The sequence below is a fragment of the uncultured Phascolarctobacterium sp. genome, assembly GCF_902463975.1.
In the GTDB taxonomy this organism is placed as follows: Bacteria; Bacillota; Negativicutes; order Acidaminococcales; family Acidaminococcaceae; genus Phascolarctobacterium_A.
Window position 1 is genome coordinate 53,011 of sequence record NZ_CABQHJ010000003.1, and the last position, 15,744, is coordinate 68,754.

Here is a 15,744-nt window from a genome sequence, read left to right on the forward strand (position 1 = left end):
CCTCTATATTACTGCTTTTTCATCAGCTTACAGATATAAAAGCCGTCGATGCCGTCATTCTGCGGCAGAAGCTGCAGCTCCTGTACCTGCTCACCCGTCAGCGGATGCGTAAATTCCACACGCTGCCATTCGGGATGCTGCGTTAAAAACTCTTCTACCAGATAATGGTTTTCACTCTGCTCAATCGTGCAGGTGCTGTAAACCATGGTACCGCCATCCTTCACGTACTGTGCGGCATTCTTTAAAATTGCCAGCTGCAGCGGCGGGAACAGCTTCAAATCCTTGCGCTGCTTGCGCCAGCGTGCTTCCGCACGGCGGCGCAGTACACCCAAACCGGAGCAGGGTGCATCAACCAAAACTCTGTCAAACGCGCCCAGCCATTCGCTGCGCAGCTGCAGAGCATCGTTCTGCAGTGCTTTGACGCTCTTCATACCCAGACGGGCAGCGTTTTCGGCAATCAGCTCCAGCTTGTGCTCGTGGATATCGCAGGCGATAACCTCGCCCTTATCCTGCATAAGCTGTGCCACGTGTGTTGCCTTGCCGCCGGGAGCGCTGCACATATCCAGCACGCGCATTCCGGGCTGCGGCGCCAGCACCGGCGCTACCAGCATAGAGCTTTCGTCCTGAATGTAAAAATGCTGCGGCAGTGCCGCCAAAAGTGTATGCAGCGACGGCAGATGCTCTGCCACAATTCCGTAGAGACTCCATTCGGAAGCACGCACCTGCGCACCCATTTCCGTCAAATCCGCCACCAGCTTGTCGCGCGTAGTCACCAGCGTATTGGCACGCAGGCACACCGGCGCAGCCGTGTTATCAAATGCCAGCAGGCGTTCGGTGCCGCCGCGTCCCCACGGTCCCAGCCAGCGTTTCACCAGCCAGCGCGGATGGTAATATTTCAGCGACAGATAATCGGCATCCTGCTTTTCGGCATCGGGCAGGACGAACGCACCTGCCTCCTGCTTGCGCAGCAGACCACGCAGAACGCCGTTGACAAACTTGGCGCTGCCCTCATGGCTCACCGAGCGTGCCAGCTTCACAGCCTCGTTTACTGCCGCCGACGCAGGAATGCGCGTCATATACAGCAGCTGATAGGTGCTGATGCGCAGTATCGCTAAAATATCACCGGCCACCTTATCCAGCGGACGGCTGACGCACTGCGCCAGATACCAGTCCAGCGTACCGCTGGCCTTTACAGTGCCGTAGACCAGCTCCGTTGCCAGCCTTCTGTCAAGGTCGCTAAGTCTGCTGCCACGCAGATACTGGTTCAGCGCGATATTCGTATAAGCGCCGTCCTCCAGCACCATACGCACCAAAAGCGCCGCTGCTCCGCGAGCGCTCTCAGGATAATTTGCTTTTTGTTCCTTCCGCATGCTTTGTTTCTTCCTCATCATCTTCCATAAATGCTAAAATTGCTGCTTCCAGCTTATCAATATCTACCCGCGTATTAAAGCAGGGACCAAAGGGACGCTCGTTTAAAACGCCCAACACCGGCAGCGGGAACACGTCCTGAATGCCGCTGGTCAGATCACGCTCGCAGGCTACGGCCACAATAGCCTTTGGCCTTGCCTGCTTAACCATCTGCCTTGCCAGGGTACCGCCGGTAGCTACGGCAAAATGGCAGCCATATTTGTGCGCCAACCCCAGCATAGCGCCTACACTGCAGCGTCCGCACTGACGGCAGTTTTCTACGTTACGGGTTATCTTATGTACGCAGGTATCCAGCTGGATACAATGCGGTGTTAAAATCATAATTCGATTGGCAGGCACCTTCACCTTATGCTGCAGTACCAGATTATTGCTGACCTCGATAAAGGACTGCTCGATGCGGTCACGGGGAATGTTGAACAAGCGTCCCAGTACTACCGCAAAGGGGAAAAGAATATTAATTGCCTTCCACGCCCAAAAATACAAAATCTTAAGTACCGGTATTCCCAACAGCGCCATAACAATTCCCAGAACGCCGCTGAGCATCGCCAACACTATAAGTACGCCGAAAAAGCCGAAAATTATCGGCAGAAACCGGCTGATTTCATAAAGTCCCGGAAAGGTTACCTTCCAGACAACATAAAACATCAACGCACCTAATACGGCGCTGATGGAGGTCAGAGCCATAAATATACGTTTTTTGGGCTTAAATACACTATCTTCGTTCATTAAAAGATTACTCCTTCAAATCACAGCCTGCTTCAGGCAAGCAGGTCGCCCTCCTGTACGCCGCGGCCGTTCAGGAAAACCTGCGCCGGCATACGTTTTTTGGATTCGGGCTGTACCTCGGTGATTTCCAGTACGCCCTCACCGCAAGCAACAAAGAAGCTGTGCTTGCCAGTTTCGATAACGGTACCGGCAGCAGCAGTGCTGCTTTTGCCGGTCATTTTGCTGCCCCAGATTTTCAGGCTCTTGCCGTTCGGCAGCTTGGTAAAGGTGCTAGGTGCAGGGTTAAAGCCGCGGATAAGGTTGTGTACCTCCTGCGCCGTTTTGCTCCAGTCAATATGCTCCATGCTGCGGTCCAAAAGCGTTGCATAGGTAGCCTGCTCGTTATCCTGCGGTTCCGCAACGGCAGTACCTGCCGCAATCTTGTCGATAACCTGCAGCAGCAGCGCCGCACCTTGCTCACGCAGAGCGTCATGCAGCTCGCCCATCGTGGTATTTTCTGCAATAGGCACTACTACCTTGTCCAGCATAGCGCCGGTATCCATACCGATATCCATCTGCATAATTGTTACGCCCGATTCCTTTTCGCCCTTGATGATGGTATACTGAATCGGCGCCGCACCGCGATACTTCGGCAGCAGCGAAGCGTGTACGTTGATGCAGCCGTATTTCGGCAGCTCCAGAATTTCCTTGCTCAAGAACTGGCCGAAGGCAGCTACGACAATCAGCTCCGGCTGCAGCTCGTGCAGCAGCTCAACAAATTCAGGGGTTTTTACCTTTTGCGGCTGGTAAACAGTCAATCCCTGCTCCAGCGCATATTCCTTAACAGGTGTCTGCAGCAGCTTGTTGCCGCGTCCCTTCGGACGGTCCGGTTGAGTTACTACCGCCAGAATTTCATGCTTACCGCTTTCGCACAGCGCCTGCAGGCTACCGACTGCGAAATCCGGTGTTCCCATAAATACTATACGCATTTGTTTTCCTCCGTATATCTTTTTTCATATCCCACTCAGGATTTATCTTACAGCATCCTCGGGATTTTCCTTCTGCTTAGGCGAAATGGTTTTAGCCTTGTCGATGAACAGAATGCCGTCCAAATGGTCCAGCTCATGCTGAATGCAGATAGCCAAAAGACCACTTGCGGAAAGCAGCATGCGTTGACCGGTTTTGTCGGTGAATTCGCATTCCACATATTCGGAGCGTTCTACCTCGCCTTCGTAATCAGGCACGGATAGACAGCCCTCGCTGCCCAGCACCTTGCCCTCGCGTTTAACAATTTCAGGGTTAATCAGCTCATACAGACCCTCGCCTACGTCGATAACTACAACGCGCTTGCTTACACCCACCTGCGGTGCAGCCAGCCCCACGCCGTCGGCCGCATACATTGTTTCTGCCATATCGCGCAGCAGACGCTGCAATTTTTTATCTATACGCTCTACCGGTTGAGCCACCTCACGCAGCACCGGAGCGCCGGCAATCACTATTTTTAACTTAGCCATTTTTGTTCCTCCTTGTAGCTATTCCAATAGTTCATTATAACACATTACTACAGGAAAAAACAAATTCTCTGCACAGGCTTCCTCATATATTTAAGCAAATACTGCAAAAGCCTTCTGGATCAGGCGGATTTCCCGTCAGAAGCAGAAGGCTCTTAAGCTTTTTTGTTATCTATTTTTTATAATTATTTTTATCTGCCATACGGATACCGGTATTTACCAGCTTCTGTGCAGGCTTGCTGCCATCTTTTGCTGCAGCAGCGGCAGCCATCACAGCCTCGTAGCCCATTTTGTACTGATTCTGTACGGCAACGGCAATACTATAGTTCTTGTCCTCCAGGCCCAGTAAAGTCTTTTTGCCAAGGTCAAAACCGGTAACGGCAATATCCTTACGGCCTGCAGCCATTACAGCCTCCACGGTCGCATTGGTGGAGCCGTTGTTGCAGGCGATAATGCCTTTAACATTATGAGTATTTTTGATTTTTTCGGTAACCAGCTTAACTGCGCCCGCTTCATCACCGTAGTTAATAATATAATCATGTTCGATTTTCCAGCTTGCAGGAGCAAATTTACCCCAGTTTGCCATAATGCTGTTCAGACGGTCGGCAATCGTAGTGCTGGCCAAGGTGCTGACATGTACCAAAACTGTTGCCTCCTCGGATTCCTTAACGCCGTTAGCCTTCATCTGCTCTACCATCTGTTGGCAAACCTCGGCACCTGCCTCCAGGTTGTTGGTAAGGAAAGCTGCATCGTAATCATTGCTGCTCAATGCGGTATCAACCAAAAATACCGGCAGCTTCTGCTCGCGCAGAGTTTTCGCACTTGCCGTCATATTGGAGCTGTCCGCCGGAGCAAGAATTACTGCGTCCGCATTTTTGCCGGGAAGCTCTTTGACCATATCGCGTTGCAGCTCCCAGTCGCCGTCCTTCATAACGCCGCCTACATAAACGTTAACGTCAGCCTTAGCTGCTCCGTCTTTAATGCCGCGGATAACCTCTTCCCAATAGTTGCCCTTCATAACCTTAAGTACGGCATAAACGTTTTTGCGTCCTTCCTTAATTTCTGTTACAGGCTCAAAATCCTGCTTAGTTTTGGCGTTCATAACCTTTTGTGTCACCGCGCCCTGTTGCGCATTGTTGCCGCCGCAGCCGGCAACGCCTACAAGCAGTAAAGCCGAGAATAAAACTGCTAATAATTTCTTCATACCCATACTATCAACCTCCGCCTTCTTGCAAACACTTCGATGTTTGTTCATATATTTTAAGAATTATTATAGCACTTTCATACGAAAAATCAAGTAATTTGAAATCTTTATTCGTTTCAACTAGAAGTCTACTGAAACATTTACGCTAAAGATTAAAATGGTTAGCAAGCATCAGCCTTAACCCAAAAACCTGTTATTTGCTTCTTTCAAAACAAAAACAAATATTATTTTTGTCCTCATTCAATTCACAATAGCATGCGTTACACTAGGATAACTTTACAAAAACATCTTTCTTGTCACCGAAATTTGTGCTATAATCTATTATCAAGCAAACAAAAGCTAACAACTGTACAGTATGCTTTATGATTATGATAATTGAGGGAGGATTTTTACATATGCTGAACCAGGTTTCTTTATTCACCGAAAACAACGAGGGTGGTTTGTTCAAAATCACTACCATTCTCGCTAAAGCCAATATCAATATTTACACCATGCTGGCCAATGACAGCGCGGAATTCGGCATTGTGCGCCTGATTGTGGACAAGGCAGAAACTGCTATCGAGGTGCTGAAGGCAGAAGGCTACCAATGCCGTCAGGACAAGGTTATTGCCGTAGAGATGAACGATACTCCGGGTTATCTGGACGGAATTCTTTCCGCTATCCACGGTGCCAACATCGACATTTCCTATCTGTATATTTCCTTTAACCGTGATAATGTTAAGCCAGTAGTAGTTTTCAAAACCAACGAGCCGGAAACTGCCACCTTCCTCATCGGTCGTGGCTACAAGCTGCTGGAAACATTTTAATAGCTGAGAATGTTTAGAGGCCGCCCGCTGAAGCAGGCGGTCTTTTTGCATGCAAAAAAGCTGCCGCAGTCTTCGCTGCAGCAGCTCATACTTATCAGTTTACAGTTCTTCCGCCAGGTCAAGCAGCAATCTTTCCGTTTTTTCCCAGCCCAGGCAGGGGTCGGTAATAGATTTGCCGTAAACGCCGTCATGCACGCCCTGAGCACCGTCCTCGATATAGCTTTCAATCATCAGGCCCTTGACGATTCTGTTGATGTCCGCGTTCAGCTTACGGGAATGCACGATATCCTTGGCAATGCGGATTTGCTCCAGATATTTTTTGCCGGAGTTAGCGTGGTTGGTATCCACAATAATTGCCGGATTCTGCAGCTGACGTTCTGCGTACATATCAATAACGATTTTCAGCACCTCATAATGGTAGTTGGGGAAGCTGTTGCCAATGGGATCAACATAACCGCGCAGAATAGAATGCGCCAGCGGATTGCCCTTGGTGCGCACCTCCCAGCCACGGAAAAGGAATTCCTGCTCATGCTGCGCTGCCGCCACACTGTTGAGCATAACAGACAAATCGCCGCTGGTAGGATTCTTCATGCCAACGGGAATGCCTACGCCGCTGGCAATCATACGGTGGAGCTGGTCCTCACTGGAGCGTGCGCCGACTGCGGCATAGCTCAGCAAATCCGACAGATAGCGGAAAACCTCGGGATAGAGAATTTCCTCGGCGCCGGTCAGGCCTGTTTCTTCTACCACGCGCACGTTCATTTTACGGATAGCGATAATACCGCCCAGCATATCCTCCTCACCCTCGGGAGAAGGCTGGTGCAGCATCCCCTTGTAGCCTACGCCGATAGTACGCGGCTTGTTGGTGTACAGACGCGGTACGATAAAAATTTTATCCTGTACCTTTTCCTGCAGCCTGGCCAGACGATAAACATAGTCCAACACAGCGTCCTCGTTATCGCTGGAGCAAGGCCCGATAACCAGCAAAAAGCGGTCATCCTTGCCTGTAAAAATATTCTTTATAGCCTCGTCACGCTGCAGTTTCAGCAGCTTAGAAGCCTTACTTACCGGATAATCCTCCATTAAGGCCTGCGGCGACGGCAGCACCTTGATAAATTCCATCTGCATGCTCATAAACAATTACTCCCATTAATCAATTTGCTGACACCGGCAGATTTTCTGCAACATTCTACCGGTATTAGCAGTGTTAAATTTCCTATATTGTAACACAAACTCTGTTTTTATACAATCATTTACAATGTTAAATTACACTTACAGGATCAACATTAAAGTAAAGATTAGGCTTTTCCTTGAATTCACTGTTCAACAATACTTCCTTTGTTTCCCTCAAATCCCGCGCCTTCAACAGCACATTGAAGCGATACAGGTCATAGGCCTTCGCCACCAGTGAGGGAAACGGTCCTGCAATCAGCAAATCCTCCAGTTTGCCTTGCAGCTTCAAGCTCTGCAGATAAAAGACAACCTGCTGCGCCAATGCCAGGCCTGCGCCCTCATCCTTATCCACCACCTGCAGCTTAAGCATCTGGGCGAACGGCGGATAAAAATAATTTTGGCGCTCCTGCAGCTCACGCTTGGCAAAGGTGTCGTAATCCTGCGTCACCGCCAGCTGCAGAATCGGGTTATCCGGATCATAGGTCTGGAAGATTACATGTCCCGGCCTGTCACCGCGTCCCGCACGCCCCGCTGCCTGCGTCAGCAACGAAAAGGCGCGTTCCGACGCTCTGTAATCCGGTAGATGCAGTGTGCTGTCCGCCGCCAGTACTCCCACCAGCGTTACAGTTGGAATATCATGCCCCTTCGCCACCATCTGCGTACCTATCAAAACATTGGCCGCGCCACCTGCAAAACGCCGCAAAATATCGGCATGCGCAAACTTCGCCACAGTCGAATCCTGATCCATGCGCAGCACACGCACCTCCGGCAGCTGCTGCAGCTGTTCTTCCGCCTTCTGCGTACCGCTGCCGAAATATTTGATGCGACGGCTGTGGCAGTTTGGGCATTCCTGCGGCAGCGGCATCGTGTTACCGCAGTAATGGCAGCGCAAATCCTCGTTTTTCTTATGGTAAACCATTGCTACGGCGCAATGCGGACAGGTAATCGTCTGGCCGCAGTCACGGCACATCACAAAGGTAGAATAGCCACGGCGGTTCAAGAGGACAATCGCCTGCTCCCCCGCCGCCGCCGTCATCACCAGCGCCTGCTGCAGCGCGCGCGACAGCACGCTGAAATTTCGTGCCTCCAGCTCCTTACGCATATCCACGATCTCAACCTTTGGCAAAGCAGCACCATTAGGACGTGACGTAAGATGCAAATGTGTACATTCGCCCTGCAGTGCCTTATAATACGTGCATAAATCAGGCGTAGCACTGCCAAGCACCAAAGCTGCGCCGGTCAGGCGGCAGCGGGTGCGGGCAACATCACGCGCATTGTAATGCGGGCGGTGGTCCTCCTCCTTATAGCTGCCCTCGTGCTCCTCGTCGACAATCACCAGGCCCAGCTTTTCAAACGGAGCGAACACGGCACTGCGCACGCCAATCAGCACCCTTGCCTTGCCTGTGCGCATGCGGTACCACACGTCGCCTCTTTCGTTTTGTGAAAGCTTACTGTGCGCTACAGCAATTTCGCTGCCGAACCACGCCTGAAAGCGCTTCACCAGCTGTGCTGTGAGCGCAATTTCCGGCACCAGCATCAGCACCTGCCAGCCTGCATCCACAGCATGAGCCGCCGCGCGCAGATAAACCTCCGTCTTGCCGCTGCCGGTAATTCCCTGCAACAAGAACGACTGCGCACGCTGTGCATCTATCGCCTGATTAATCTTTGCCGCAGCATCCTGCTGCTCCGCCGTCAGCTGCAGGCTTTCACCACGCTCCTGCACCGTATTGTAGCTGTTGCGCAGCACACGCTTCTGCACAGCATCTGCCAAACCGTTCTGCGCTAATGCGCGCGCCACCGCAGCGCTCACTCCCTGCTGCGCCAGCTCGCTTACGCTCAGCGCTCCCGCAGCCTGCGCCAGCACGCCTAGGGCAGCATGCTGGCCTTTGGCACGCCTTGCTAATGTTCCATCAACCAACGCCTGCCTTCCTGCTACATTGATGCGGTAAGCCAACACAGTTTTTTCCTGCAAGCGCTCATTATAAACATAATAAAGCAAACGTCCCTGCGCATCACGCACGGCACGCCGCTTAATGCTCGATTTTCCCGGCACAAAAAGGCGCATCGCCTCTGCCAGCGAGCACATATAATAATCTGCCATCCATTTGGCAGTAGCAAGCATTTCCTTATCAAACCAGGGAGTATCGCCCAAGGCTGCCTCCACAGGCTTCAGCTTACCGCGTAGCTTCAGGTCAGCAGGCAATGGCACACGCTCCACCACAAAGCCCTCCACCTTCTGGCCACTGAAGGGAACAACTACACGCCAGCCGCTGTCTATAAACTGCAGCGCTTCCGGCACACTGTAGGTAAACTGACGAAATAGATTTTTTACCGGTAAATTTATCGCAACATTAACAGCAAACATGGCCAACCTCCTGCAAACATACTTGTAGCTTATTATAACATAAATCAAAGAGAAGATAAAACGTCAAAGCCTCCACAAGCGCAAGCATAAGCAAATTCAAACCATACTCAAAAGCGCAAAACAGCGCCCCGATAGCCATCGGGACGCTGCGAAAAATTCATATTTATTTATCTGGCAACAGAAAGCTGCTGCTGCATCAGCGGAATCATTTCCTCGATAGTTTCATATGCCAGCTCATGATTTACATACTGCGGCTGAACGCACTGCAGAATCTGCTTAGCTGCCGTGGTAGTAAAAGGCTTATGCTGGTCAATCGCCGCAATATGACGCCAAATAACTTCCGCACTTGAATCAGCCGGCACCTTGCGTTCAAAGCTGCGCAAATACTTGCCGGAAAGCGAGCAGGAAAGATGCACGCCCTTAATCAGCTCAGCATACGGACCGAGCTTGTCCACCGTGCGGCAGACAAAATCCGCTGCCTCCGCCTCTGTGCGCAGACGCGGATTCGTATTCATCAGATGACCGGTATCAAGCATAATGCCGACGTTTTTGCGCTCAATGCGCTCAAAGAAAAACTTCACCTTGCGCGCATCCGTCAGGCGCAGACCGGGCCACCACAAATTCTCAAACAGCACCGTTACATTGGCAGGAATCTCATCCGCCACTGCATTGAAAACATCTGCCGAAGCAGCCAATACCTCACGGTCATCATAATGGAAATCAAAGGTAAAGATTGTTTCTGTATCAGCCTCTGCTACATGCCATACCAAATACTCCGGCTTCTGCGAAATAGCAGCGCAGATATTGCGGCGGATAACCGCCAGCCATTCATCACAGCTCATGGCTGTCTTAAAATATGTCTGGCGTTCGTGAATACTGCGGAACTGCTGCTGCAGGCGTTTAGCCTTTCGCAGCCAGAAGTCCATCCAGTACGGCCAATAATTCAAATGTGCGCCAAAGGTTAAATCCTTGTAATCAGGGAAAGCTCCCGGCTCTCTGTAAACAAACTGTTCAATACCGTCGACCCCCAGCTGCTGCACTAAATCAGCCAAGGTCATCCCCTTACGCTTCAGCTCATCTTCATACCAATCAATCGGACAATAGTTAATAAGATGCTTAGTCATTTCTCACCCTTCTTTGCTACATACTGCACGCTCTTAACGTAAACCTTGCTTCACCTGTGCTACCGGCAAATAGCTTGGAATCCTTGGTTCATAAAAAAACTGCGGCGGTAACGCTGCAGTCATAATTTAGCTCACACAAGCAGCACTACTCGAATACTAAAGATGGTTTTACCATCCTTCCTTTCACCTGTACATCGCAAGCTTGCGGAAAAAACTTTTGGGCATAGGCACTCTGACTAAGCTCATCGCCAGGGCAGCATCTTGTGAGGATATGCGCTGCCAAGCTCACATTACAGTTGCGGTACAGTACCAGGTTCACACTGGTTTCCCTTCTGCTCAAAACATATTAAGTTTTTATTGTCTTGCTTTCTTTATCTGACGAAAGCTGTGTAATAGTAATATCTACTATTTATAGTATAATTAGTATATCATCAATCAAAAATTTTGGCAAGAGAGATATGAAAATTTTTCCGTATCCATACTGCAGAATAATAAACTCCCGCAAGCACGATGCTTTCGGGAGTTTGCATTTGAATATGCACCATAACGCAGACAATGGTTTAGCGACAGTTTTAATAAAACAGGACTTTAGCGACAGACTGTAATTGGTACAAGGGCGGGAAGCCCATTACTGCACGCAAACTCATCTGCCTGCACGCGGAACACGTCCGCCAGCAGCTTGGACGTAACAATTTCCTTAGGCTCACCGCTGACTACTAAGCGTCCCGCCTTGATAACGGCAACGTAATCGGCGTACTGAATGGCATGGTTCAAATCATGGATAACCATAACAACAGTAAGTCCCAGCTCCTTGTTGAGCTTATCAAGCAGCTGCATAACCTCCAGCTGGTGACAGATATCAAGATATGTCGTGGGCTCATCGAGCAGCAGCACCTGCGGTCTTTGTGCCAGCGCCATTGCTATCCATGCGCGCTGACGCTCGCCGCCGCTCAACGTGTGCAGAAGGCGGTGGCTCATCGACGTCATATTGGTCTGCTCCAGTGCCCAGGCAACGTGCTGTGCATCATCCTTATCACCGCGCCCTAAGAAGCTACGATGCGGGAAGCGTCCCATTTCAACCAAATCCTGCACCGTCAAATCCGTAGGCGCAACCGGTGACTGCGTCAAAATCGCCAGGCAGCGGGCAAATTCACGGTGCGACAGGCTATGAATATCCTTGCCCAAAAAGCTAATGCTGCCCTTGGCGCACGGCAGAATGCGGGCAATCGCCTTCAGCGTTGTGCTTTTGCCGCAGCCGTTGGGGCCGATAATAGCGGTAATCTTACCCTCAGGAATTGCCAGCGACAAATCATGGATGATTGTTTTTTTGTTAATTGCTATATCAATATGCGTTGCCTCTAAAACAGCTTTAAAGGGCGCTGCATTATTTTGTGTCATCAGATTTCCCTCCTTAACAGGAATAAGAAGAAGGGCGCGCCCAAAAAGGCCATAATAATACCAACAGGCAGTTCAATCGGCGCAAAAATTACACGCGCAAAGGTATCACTGAGCGTAACAATGGCAATGCCCAAAAGTGCGGAGGCAGGCAGCAGAAAGCGGTAGTCGCTGCCTATCAGCAGTCGCGCCGCATGCGGCACCACAAGGCCGACAAAGCCCAGCAGGCCAACAACGCTGACAGCGCTGGCTGCGAGCAAAGCTGCAATAGCCGTAAGGATAATGCGCGTTACCTCAACATTGACACCAAGACCGCGCGCCATCTCATCACCCAGCTGCAGGATATTCAAATAAGCGGCACTGGCAAGCGCCAGAATCAGGCCGATAACAGCATACGGCAAAATAATATTTACATGCGGCCAGCTGCGTGCGGCAAGACCGCCTACCATCCACATTAAAGCGCCATGCACTCTGTCACTGTAAAAAATCATCAGGCCGCTGATGCCTGCACCCAAAAAGGCAGATACCGCAACACCGGCCAAAATAATACGCACCGGCTTGATGCCGTTTTTCCACGCCAGAATATAAATGCAGACAGCAGCCAGCATCGCACCGATGAAGGCAACAGGCGTAATCAGATATTCCATCGCCGGGAACAAAATCATAATCACAACACCTGCCAGTCCTGCGCCGGAGCTGATGCCGATAATATGCGGGTCTGCCAACGGATTACGCATAATCGCCTGCAGAATCGCACCGGAAAGCGACAGGTTGATGCCGACCAAGGCACCGACGATGGTGCGCGGCATACGGATGTTCCAAATAATCTGACTGCGCGGATCATCACCGGGATTAAGCAGAATATCGGTAATCTCCTTAATGCTGATAATGCTGGAGCCTTTTGTTAAGCTCAAAAAGCTGCCCAATAGTGCCAAGAACAAAAATATCACAAGAATAGTAATACGCCATTTAGTACGGCCGATACCAAAATGCTCCGTCTGCTCTGCAGACTGCTTATTTTCCATTAGTAAAGACCTCCGGATAAACCTGCTGTGCCATAAACTTTACAGCCTCAGGATAGCGCAGGCCGGGGTTAATCAAAAACAGCTTTTCCGGCAGCACATATACTCTGCCTGCTTTTACAGCCGGCAGACTGTTCCATGCGGGGTTATTTTTAAAGTCGGTGCGCAGACGGTTTTCAATTTCCTCAGGCTTACCCATAGAGGTAATAAAGATAATTTCCGGGTTCTGCTCAACCAGTGTTTCCATGCTGTAAGGAGTTTTATTGGATTTTCCCTTGAGCGCTGCAGCAGCAACGTTTTCAAAGTCCAGGATATCGCTTACACAGCCGGCAATGCTGTGCGAGCCTTCTACCGTAACGGCGCTGGCTGTTGCATGCATAATAACGATGCGTTTCTTTTCCTTAGGAATCTTACTGGTAACGGCGGCAACCTGTTTATCAAGCAGATCATTTTCCTTTTGGGCCTTATCCTGCGTACCATAAATATCGCCCAAGGTTTTGATTGTACCCTTTACATCCTCAAAGGTTTGGGTATCAAACTCCACTACGTTGATTTTGTTGGATTGCAGCATGGGAATAAATTTATCATGCTGATTTTTGCTGGCCAGAACCAGATCAGGCTTCAGGCCGACAAGCGCTTCCATATTAATATTGTAGACCATGCCCACCTCCGGCACAGACTTCATAGATTCCGGAATTTTGCCTACCTTGGAGCTGGCGCGACCGACTACGGTGCCGCCGACAGCCTCAATCATACTCAAATATGAAGGGCTGAGGCTTACCACTCTTTCAGGCTTTTTGGCAAGCGAAACCTGTCTGCCTGCAGCATCGGTAAGCTGCAGATAAGCCTTGTCACCGCCAGTCTGCGTTCCTACACCGCCGCAACCGGCAGCAAGCAGCATAGCCGCACATAATAGACCACAAGCAATTTTTTTCAAGATCATGTTAATCACCTCATACTCATCTTACATTACCCAAGCCCAAGGCTTTGGCAATATATATAACTCTCTGATAAAAAAAGCTTAATAATATCGCCCTCATAATAGCACAAATCAGAAGTGTAGTCAATGAAAGTTGCTAAGAAGCGCTCATAATAGTATAATAAAATAATAAGCTTGTTATAACAAAGGAGTAGAAATATTATGGAAATCAATGCAATGATTAACCGCATAAATGCATTAGCCAAAAAGAAAAAAACCTCCGGCCTGACCCCGGAGGAACTGGCAGAGCAAAAGGAGCTGTACAAGGAATATCTGTCCAACATCCGCAGCCAGCTGAAGGCACAGCTCGATAACATCGAGGTAGTCGACGAGCTGCCGGATAAAAAACAGCTGCACTGATGGCTGCTATCCTGTCGCCATCCATGCTGGCCTACGAGGACGATTTTCTGCTGATTATCGATAAGCCTGCAGGCATGCTGGTACACCCCACCGTCAGCGAGCGAGGCACAACGCTCTACGATTATGTAAAGGCATATTATGAAGCCAACGGTATTACCGCCGGTATTCATCCAGTATCACGCTTAGACCGCAACACCTCCGGCCTGGTTATTTTCGCCAAGGAGCCTGTTGTACAGCACTGGCTGAGCCAGCAGCAGGTTGAAAAAGAATATCTGGCACTGGCCTGCGGACGCTTTGACTGCAGCGAAGGTATTATCGAAGCACCTATTGCCCGCAAGGACGGCAGTATCATCGAACGCTGCGTTGATTACGAACGCGGCAAATACGCCAAAACAGCCTATGAGGTTTTAGCAGCCTACAGCAGCTGCACGCTGCTCAAGGTTCGTCTTTTTACCGGACGCACGCACCAGATACGTGTTCACCTTGCTTCCATCGGGCATCCGCTCGTAAACGACAATCTTTACGGCACTCCCGGCCCCCAAGCGCGCCATGCGCTGCATGCCTACCGTCTGGCCTTCAAGCATCCGGTAAGCGATGTATTTTTAGAAATTACCCGCGCTTTGCCGGAGGATTTACAGAAACTTCTGTACTAAATAAGCAGACCATGATATAATTAGTGTATACTAATGTAAAGACAGAGTAGCTGTAAGGCTACCCTGAATAAGGAGGAATAGACAAATGCCCTTAGTTACATCTACTGAAATGTTCAAAAAAGCTTACGAAGGTCACTATGCTGTTGGTGCCTTCAACGTCAACAACATGGAAATCATCCAAGGTATCGTTGCTGCAGCACAACAGGAAAAATCCCCGCTGATTCTGCAGGTAAGTGCCGGCGCCCGCAAATACGCTAACCACATCTACCTGATGAAGCTGGTTGAAGCAGCAATCGAAGACACCGGTCTGCCTATCTGCCTGCATCTGGACCACGGCGAAGATTTTGACATCTGCAAAGCCTGCGTCGACGGCGGCTTCACCTCCGTTATGATTGACGGCAGCAAGCATCCTTTTGAAGAAAACATCGAAATGACTCGTCGTGTTGTTGAATATGCACACGAAAGAGGCGTTGTAGTTGAGGCAGAGCTTGGCCGACTGGCAGGCGTTGAAGACGCTGTTAAGGTTAACACCAAGGACGCTACCTACACCGATCCCGATCAGGCTGTAGAATTCGTTGAACGCACCGGCTGCGACAGCTTGGCTATCGCTATCGGCACCAGCCACGGCGCTTACAAATTCAAAGGCAAACCGGAACTGGACTTCGCACGTCTGGAAAAAATCACCAACTTGCTGCCTGGTTATCCGCTGGTTCTGCATGGTGCTTCCACCGTTATCCCGTCCTTTGTTGAAGAATGCAACAAATACGGCGGCAAGTTGGACGGCGCTCAAGGCGTACCTGAAGACATGCTGCTGCAAGCAGGCAAATTCGGCGTTTGCAAAATCAACATCGATACCGACCTGCGCCTGGCAATGACCGCTTCCATCCGTAAGCACCTGGTAGAAAACCCCGGCGACTTCGATCCTCGCCAATACCTGAAACCCGCACGTCAGGCTATCCAGGACATGGTAGCTCACAAAATGCGTGACGTACTCAACAGCAGCAACAGACTGTAAGCTA

15 protein-coding genes and 1 riboswitch are annotated in these 15,744 nt (G+C 50.2%); of the genes, 4 read left to right on the forward strand and 11 right to left on the reverse strand.

Annotated elements, in window-relative coordinates:
* Positions 1-8: 8 nt before the first annotated feature.
* From rsmB to RDW05_RS01670, 5 genes are all read right to left on the reverse strand, one after another.
* A complete protein-coding gene (rsmB, locus tag RDW05_RS01650) occupies positions 9-1,370 on the reverse strand; it encodes a 16S rRNA (cytosine(967)-C(5))-methyltransferase RsmB (RefSeq protein WP_307977604.1) in 1,362 nt (453 codons plus the stop codon).
* On the reverse strand, positions 1,339-2,154 hold the full coding sequence (locus tag RDW05_RS01655) for a DUF116 domain-containing protein (RefSeq protein ID WP_307977605.1): 816 nt from the start codon (positions 2,152-2,154) through the stop codon (positions 1,339-1,341). Before RDW05_RS01655 ends, rsmB begins: the two co-directional genes overlap by 32 nt.
* A gap of 32 nt (positions 2,155-2,186) precedes the next feature.
* The gene (gene fmt / locus RDW05_RS01660; RefSeq protein ID WP_307977606.1) at positions 2,187-3,122 is read right to left on the reverse strand and encodes a methionyl-tRNA formyltransferase; all 936 of its coding nucleotides are present in this window, start codon (positions 3,120-3,122) and stop codon (positions 2,187-2,189) included.
* Between the two features lie 42 nt (positions 3,123-3,164).
* Positions 3,165-3,647: a peptide deformylase gene (def, locus tag RDW05_RS01665; protein ID WP_021719674.1), complete on the reverse strand. Its 483-nt coding sequence runs from the start codon at positions 3,645-3,647 to the stop codon at positions 3,165-3,167.
* Between the two features lie 169 nt (positions 3,648-3,816).
* Complete coding sequence (locus RDW05_RS01670; protein WP_307977607.1) at positions 3,817-4,848, reverse strand: substrate-binding domain-containing protein; 1,032 nt, start codon at positions 4,846-4,848, stop codon at positions 3,817-3,819.
* A 395-nt stretch (positions 4,849-5,243) separates the two neighbouring features.
* On the opposite strand from RDW05_RS01670, the gene RDW05_RS01675 reads away from it, so the two are divergent.
* Positions 5,244-5,654, forward strand: coding sequence for an ACT domain protein (locus RDW05_RS01675; RefSeq protein WP_021719676.1), 411 nt, complete (start codon positions 5,244-5,246; stop codon positions 5,652-5,654).
* A gap of 99 nt (positions 5,655-5,753) precedes the next feature.
* Here the strand turns inward: RDW05_RS01675 and RDW05_RS01680 are convergent, their stop codons facing one another.
* From RDW05_RS01680 to RDW05_RS01705, 6 genes are all read right to left on the reverse strand, one after another.
* A complete protein-coding gene (locus RDW05_RS01680; RefSeq protein WP_307977608.1) occupies positions 5,754-6,788 on the reverse strand; it encodes a 3-deoxy-7-phosphoheptulonate synthase in 1,035 nt (344 codons plus the stop codon).
* A gap of 127 nt (positions 6,789-6,915) precedes the next feature.
* Positions 6,916-9,192 carry a primosomal protein N' gene (gene priA / locus RDW05_RS01685; protein WP_307977609.1) on the reverse strand — a complete coding sequence of 759 codons (2,277 nt, stop codon included), beginning with the start codon at positions 9,190-9,192 and terminating at the stop codon, positions 6,916-6,918.
* A gap of 167 nt (positions 9,193-9,359) precedes the next feature.
* Positions 9,360-10,316: a TIM barrel protein gene (locus RDW05_RS01690; RefSeq protein ID WP_307977610.1), complete on the reverse strand. Its 957-nt coding sequence runs from the start codon at positions 10,314-10,316 to the stop codon at positions 9,360-9,362.
* 204 nt (positions 10,317-10,520) lie between these two features.
* Positions 10,521-10,693, reverse strand: a riboswitch (cobalamin riboswitch).
* 211 nt (positions 10,694-10,904) lie between these two features.
* Positions 10,905-11,714 (reverse strand): ABC transporter ATP-binding protein, encoded by an 810-nt coding sequence (locus RDW05_RS01695; RefSeq protein WP_021719679.1) that lies wholly within the window; start codon positions 11,712-11,714, stop codon positions 10,905-10,907.
* Positions 11,714-12,736, reverse strand: coding sequence for an iron ABC transporter permease (locus RDW05_RS01700; RefSeq protein ID WP_293725080.1), 1,023 nt, complete (start codon positions 12,734-12,736; stop codon positions 11,714-11,716). The genes RDW05_RS01695 and RDW05_RS01700 overlap by 1 nt, the downstream gene beginning before the upstream one ends.
* Positions 12,726-13,676 (reverse strand): ABC transporter substrate-binding protein, encoded by a 951-nt coding sequence (locus tag RDW05_RS01705; protein ID WP_307977611.1) that lies wholly within the window; start codon positions 13,674-13,676, stop codon positions 12,726-12,728. Before RDW05_RS01705 ends, RDW05_RS01700 begins: the two co-directional genes overlap by 11 nt.
* Positions 13,677-13,874: 198 nt before the next feature.
* On the opposite strand from RDW05_RS01705, the gene RDW05_RS01710 reads away from it, so the two are divergent.
* The 3 genes from RDW05_RS01710 to fba all read left to right on the forward strand — a co-directional run bounded on the left by RDW05_RS01710 (position 13,875) and on the right by fba (position 15,740).
* Positions 13,875-14,072, forward strand: a complete 198-nt coding sequence (locus RDW05_RS01710) for a DUF896 domain-containing protein (protein WP_210684222.1) — start codon at positions 13,875-13,877, stop codon at positions 14,070-14,072.
* Complete coding sequence (locus tag RDW05_RS01715) at positions 14,072-14,725, forward strand: RNA pseudouridine synthase (RefSeq protein WP_307977612.1); 654 nt, start codon at positions 14,072-14,074, stop codon at positions 14,723-14,725. Before RDW05_RS01710 ends, RDW05_RS01715 begins: the two co-directional genes overlap by 1 nt.
* Before the next feature lie 85 nt (positions 14,726-14,810).
* Positions 14,811-15,740: a class II fructose-1,6-bisphosphate aldolase gene (gene fba, locus RDW05_RS01720; RefSeq protein WP_021719683.1), complete on the forward strand. Its 930-nt coding sequence runs from the start codon at positions 14,811-14,813 to the stop codon at positions 15,738-15,740.
* Positions 15,741-15,744: the final 4 nt, after the last annotated feature.